The sequence below is a fragment of the Nodularia spumigena CCY9414 genome (genome assembly GCF_000340565.2).
Taxonomy (GTDB): domain Bacteria; phylum Cyanobacteriota; class Cyanobacteriia; order Cyanobacteriales; family Nostocaceae; genus Nodularia; species Nodularia spumigena.
Window position 1 is genome coordinate 5,274,231 of record NZ_CP007203.1, and the last position, 4,415, is coordinate 5,278,645.

5 protein-coding genes and 1 pseudogene are annotated in these 4,415 nt (G+C 36.9%); 2 read left to right on the plus strand and 4 right to left on the minus strand.

From position 1 onward, the window contains the following. Window positions 1-186: 186 nt before the first annotated feature. Window positions 187-1,677, minus strand: coding sequence for an ISLre2 family transposase (locus NSP_RS22805; protein ID WP_006198069.1), 1,491 nt, complete (start codon window positions 1,675-1,677; stop codon window positions 187-189). Between the two features lie 88 nt (window positions 1,678-1,765). Between NSP_RS22805 and NSP_RS22810 the strand changes: the two genes are divergently transcribed. Beyond that, complete coding sequence (locus NSP_RS22810; protein WP_017804452.1) at window positions 1,766-2,089, plus strand: recombinase family protein; 324 nt, start codon at window positions 1,766-1,768, stop codon at window positions 2,087-2,089. 89 nt (window positions 2,090-2,178) lie between these two features. Here the strand turns inward: NSP_RS22810 and NSP_RS22815 are convergent, their stop codons facing one another. The 3 genes from NSP_RS22815 to NSP_RS22825 form a co-directional block, all read right to left on the minus strand. Continuing rightward, window positions 2,179-2,571: a type II toxin-antitoxin system death-on-curing family toxin gene (locus NSP_RS22815; protein ID WP_006199193.1), complete on the minus strand. Its 393-nt coding sequence runs from the start codon at window positions 2,569-2,571 to the stop codon at window positions 2,179-2,181. After that, window positions 2,568-2,792, minus strand: coding sequence for an AbrB/MazE/SpoVT family DNA-binding domain-containing protein (locus tag NSP_RS22820; protein WP_006199192.1), 225 nt, complete (start codon window positions 2,790-2,792; stop codon window positions 2,568-2,570). The genes NSP_RS22815 and NSP_RS22820 overlap by 4 nt, the downstream gene beginning before the upstream one ends. A gap of 135 nt (window positions 2,793-2,927) precedes the next feature. Next, window positions 2,928-3,533, minus strand: coding sequence for a tyrosine-type recombinase/integrase (locus NSP_RS22825; RefSeq protein WP_006199191.1), 606 nt, complete (start codon window positions 3,531-3,533; stop codon window positions 2,928-2,930). Between the two features lie 287 nt (window positions 3,534-3,820). Here NSP_RS22825 and NSP_RS22830 point away from each other — a divergent pair. Then, window positions 3,821-4,415: pseudogene (locus NSP_RS22830) on the plus strand (DUF4277 domain-containing protein); the annotation flags it as partial.

Consider the following 4,415-nt stretch of genomic DNA (forward strand, 5'->3'; position numbering starts at 1 on the left):
CAAAGTAATTTTATTTACAATATATAAACGTATTTACACGATAAATTATCTTGATGAGATATCTCAAAAAGATTGCTAGTAAATCATTTGACGATTATTTCCAAAATTTTCTGTAATATCTCTTGAATGTTTGGTATCAATTACAGCAGAAAATAAATTAAAGGAAGAATTAAAGTATAAAATTTATTACCCAGTTGGGGATTTGATCAAAGAATTAAAAATAGAATCACAAAAATTATCCCAAGTTTTAGCTATCCATTGACAACGCAGATGTAACATAATTTCTGCATTATTTTGTAACCAAAACTTACTGTTTCCTTTCATGCGTAAATTAACAACTTGACGAATTAAACTTTCAACTGCGCCACTACCAAGAGGAAGCTTTTGAGATGCCACCTCGTTATATTTTAACAGCCTCCTTCTATAGGCTTTTAAAATATAATTTCGCTCTCGCACTAAAATTTTACAGCGTTCTCCAGTCGCGCCAGAGATAAATTCACCCATGTTTCTCATTAAATCTAGCGTTTGCCCTTTCTTTAAAGCTTTTCGAGCTTTTTTAAACCATAATTGACTTTCATTATCTGTACTAAAAGCAGCATCAGCAAAATCTTTTAAATGTGATACAGCGTGATACAAATCTAATAATTGATAAGTTTCGGATGGACATTTTAGCTTTTTTAATAACGGGGGAATGTGTATCCATATCCACTCTGCACCATCGGCAATCAATAACACCTGTTTAGCTTGGCTTATCCCCAAATTTACTAAGTACATTTCTAAAATTTTCAGAAACTCTTTATAACCGGAATATGTGCCATCATTAGTAATAGGTATTGCTGATGTTCTAATTTTTTTACCTTGTTCATTTACGACATAAATTGTTAGTAACTTTGGCTCCATCCATTCACCGACAAAGCCATGACGGTTTGTTTTGCTACTGGGTCTACCTTTTTTATTAAACCTAATTTTAGTTCTTCCACCATCTACAGCGATGACAACTCGTTGGTCTTTGAGAACATTACTATCAGATAAGTTATCCATCTCCAGATGTAATATTTTCGATTGGCGAAGATTAATACCAATTTTACCAAAAAGGTAAGTCAGACGTTCGATTCGTTTTAAACTAACATTTATTCCCCAATCTATCAGAGTCGAATGTGCTGCATCAAAAGAACTTGCTATTGTACCATATTTGGCAATTGTTGACCAAACCAAAGGGGTAATACCTTCAGACATCCCTAGCCACTTTAAAAACGGACAAAATCCTTGATTTGAGGTTTTGATTTTTTGCTTATTGAGTGAAGAACTATCAGATTTTTTACTTTTCGGATTTCGTTCAAGTACATAAGGTAAGTTTAAAGTTACTTCGACATTTCCAATTGTTACTATTTGTCGCTTTTTATAACCATGTTTTTGTGTTTTTGTGCTTCTCCATCCTTGTGTTTGAGCAACAGAGTAGTCAAGAATCTTCGGTGATATCGAAAGATTATATAATAAAATAGCCATACATTGTCCAGCTAAAATGAGTGCCTGAACTCTAATTTCTTCTTCTCGCTCTTTGAGCTTTTTCCCATCCCATTCTGGGATATTCGCAAAATCTAAAAGTTTTGTAGCATTCGATTGAAAAGTTTTTATTGATGTATTTAAATCAAGACTTGCACATATATTTTTTGTCATAAAAGGCAGATATTCCCTATCTAAAAACACTATTTAAAGGGAATTTTACCTTTTTTTGTCGCCATTACAGAACAGGTAGAAAGTATTTATGTATTTATACGCAACATTAAGTGATAAATTTATTTTGCTACTGAGAAGAGGTTATTGGCGATCGCTACTTTTTGACCCAACTTCACAAAATCGCGTTGCTCCCCCTGCTTTTGGTCAGCACTCGGTAGAGGGTGAATTAGTCCCCAGTGACGATGAGCAGCAGGTTATAGAGATTATCAGAAGACACCACAAATCAGGGAAGTCTTTGAGAGCGATCGCACAATATCTGAATGAAAATGGCTACAAATCCAAGCGGGGTAAAGACTGGCAACACACCAGCGTCAAGACAGTTTTGGATCGGCTCTACCCTAAAATTGCATGACTAATTGCACATAAAAGTAATTTCAATACCCCTCTAGGCGATTCTGGAGGGGCATTTTTGCGGTTCTTGTCTTTGCCTTATTTTTACCATTAATATTTAATAGAATTTTCTTGAAGCCATTCTGATATTGTTTCTTGACTTTCTTGACCGTTTGCTAGTCGTTCCATTATTAAAACAACTTGCGGTTCTGGAACATCTAATGAATATCCATTTAATTCGAGAAAGGTAGCCATCACTGCGAAAGCTACCCGTTTATTACCGTCTATAAAAGCATGGTTTTTTGCAAATCCATAACCATAAGCCGCAGCTAAATCAAATATGGTGGGTGTGGGTTCACCATAAGCAAGTAAATTCTTCGGTCTATCTAAACTAGCTAAAAACAAGTTGTTATCTCGCACACCAGCAAGACCGCCATGCTGTGCTAATTGGTCTTCATGTATAACTGTAACAATTGTCTCATCTAGCCAGAAAATACCATTCATTTCGCTAACTCATGAAGTGCATTTCTGTATTTTGTGCTGACTTTTCTGTAGGCTGACATTGCTTTTTCAAAGTCAGGATTACAGGCAGTCACATGAACACCAGAAGAAGTTTCAGTGACAAATACACTGTCTCCTTCTTGAACTCTAAGTTTTTGCAGGGCTTCTTTAGGTAATGTTACACCCAAGGAATTTCCAACTCTACGAATTTTTAAGGTGTACATAAGTTAATAGCCTCTTTATAAGAGTAATACTATTGTAATAACACATTTTTTAGTGCGTGACTAAAAATTTTTGCTTTTAAACCCGTCTAATCCCGTGTTAACTCCTGGGGTGAAGCCCCATCCTGTGTAATGTCGTCAAATTTTGTATTTACTGACTTCCACAGCAGGTGACAGCATCGACAAAGCAGCAGCCGCCCCCAACACCTGATCATCACTCACCTCTAAATATCTCTGTAACTGTTCTAAATTCCTATGCCCTGACAATTCCTGAATTACCCTCAAAGGAATGCCAGCGTTACTCATCTGGGTTAAAGCAGTCCTTCTAAAGCTGTGCGTACTCACTCCAATGATTCCTACTTGTTCGCAAGCTTTCCTTAAAATACGAGCTGCTGAGTCATGGCTGATATGTCCGTTGCTACGACCGGGAAACAGGTAAACATTACCAGCTAGTCGGGAATAATCAGCCAATAGCCGCCGCAAGTCTTCAATCACTGGGATAGACCTTGTGGCCAGTTTGCCTTTAGTGTTTGACTTCCTGATCACGAATTGCGATCTAACTTCACCCTTGGGTGTGTAGATGTCTTGAGTTTGTAGCGTTACACATTCCCGGATTCTACAGGCACTAAACAGGCACACACCAAACAGCATTCTATCCCGGTCATTGTTCAAGCCGTGGGTAAAAATTAACTGTATCTCTTGCTGTGTAATGACTTTGGCGCGTCCGTGCCTGTTGATTTTCATAACCGACTGTAGACCATGTGATCTACCCCACATTCCGCACCCTCAACTGTCACACATCAAGAAAAGAGCGCTAAAGTAGTACATAAGAACTAAACTAAATTAAGAAGAAAGAGGCTTAATAAGAATTAGTCTTAGAAACCTAAGCAACTGCCAATGAGCAAAGCTTTCAGGTAAAAACCTGGATTCCAGGAGAAATGCGAAAATCCCGAAAAAGTTTAGAAAAATTAATTGTTAACCAAAATAGAAATGAGAAAATCAAAACAGAATTCATGGAGAATCCTGTTGTGATGTTGAATGTAAAAGAAATCCAAATCCAAAATATAGATCATTTAGGCATAGTAGCAGGAATGGTAGATGCCATTGGGTTGGTAGAAATCATTAATGATTTAATAGGTGAAGAAAAAGGAGAAAAGGTCAGCCCTGGTCATGCGGTCAAAGCCATGATTTTAAATGGGTTAGGATTTGTATCTCAACCACTATATATGTTCCCCAAATTTTTTGAAACAATAGCTTGTGAACATTTGATAGGAGCCGGAGTAAAACCAGAATACCTAAACGATGATAAATTGGGTAGAGTCATGGATAAACTCTTTATTAAAGGACTAGATACAATATTTTTGGTAATTGCCTTAAATGCGGCGGGATCGAATTTAGCCGATTCGGAATTTGTCGAAAGCGAATTATCAGGATATTCATTTAAAGAAAATCAAATAACTTACGGGGACATAGAGCAAAGATGGGTTGGTCGTACAGAGCCAAGTGAGAAAAGAATCAGACCTGCGTAAGCTTTCACAAAAAATTATCAAGGCTGAAGAAAAAGCTGTTAAGGAATTGAAAGTTATCACAAGATAATTTGCTTGTGAGGCTGATGCTATCAAGGCA

Coding starts and splice junctions, on each gene's coding strand:
- NSP_RS22805 (WP_006198069.1), bottom strand. CDS start 1,677: ATGACAAAAAATATATGTGCAAGTCTTGATTTAAATACATCAATAAAA.
- NSP_RS22825 (WP_006199191.1), bottom strand. CDS start 3,533: ATGAAAATCAACAGGCACGGACGCGCCAAAGTCATTACACAGCAAGAG.
- NSP_RS22820 (WP_006199192.1), bottom strand. CDS start 2,792: ATGTACACCTTAAAAATTCGTAGAGTTGGAAATTCCTTGGGTGTAACA.
- NSP_RS22815 (WP_006199193.1), bottom strand. CDS start 2,571: ATGAATGGTATTTTCTGGCTAGATGAGACAATTGTTACAGTTATACAT.
- NSP_RS22810 (WP_017804452.1), top strand. CDS start 1,766: ATGTATTTATACGCAACATTAAGTGATAAATTTATTTTGCTACTGAGA.